1 protein-coding gene is annotated in these 543 nt (G+C 47.7%); it reads right to left on the bottom strand.

Annotated elements, in window-relative coordinates; all coding sequences use genetic code 11:
• A partial coding sequence (gene terL / locus ACS8FC_RS20315; protein WP_439298115.1) for a phage terminase large subunit occupies positions 1–543 on the bottom strand: 543 nt, incomplete at both ends.

Raw genomic sequence — 543 nt, 5'->3', positions numbered from 1 at the left:
AGTCGCAAGCTTCCAGACCATCTCAACACCATCAGGGCCGTCATCGTTTTCGTGTTTGGGAAAATGGGTAAAATGCGCAACCAGCGTCTTTTGTTTGTGGTGCAATAAGAGCAGACCGTTTGCCATATGCGGCTGCAAGGCGATAATCCGCAGCGCTTTGTCTCCATGAGGAAACACTGGAATAGCAGGCACATGAATGCCTTGCTGTGCTGATCGCTTGACCAACTCAGTACGTAGAAACTCTTGAAAAGCCACCGATTCAATCGCCCAGCCGAGTATTTGCGGATACTCTTTTTGATACTTAATGACGTCGGATATAATTTTGTCAGGTGTGCGGCGCTGAATATCAGCAACGACGATATACAGTTTGCCATTTAAGCGATCATAGCCACCAACAGTTATCGCGGAAGGGTCGCCTTTCTTACGGGTTTTGCTTTTTTTGCCGAGCGAGGGATCAACTGAGGCAAAATAAATTAAACCCGCAGGTAACTCGCGCCAGTAATTGATTGAATCGGTAAATGGCGAGTCTTCACCAGCAGCAGG

Source organism: Psychrobacter sp. 1Y4 (genome assembly GCF_051847555.1).
The sequence above is the reverse complement of the archived record's forward strand: the minus strand, read 5'-3'. Positions and strand labels throughout refer to the sequence as shown.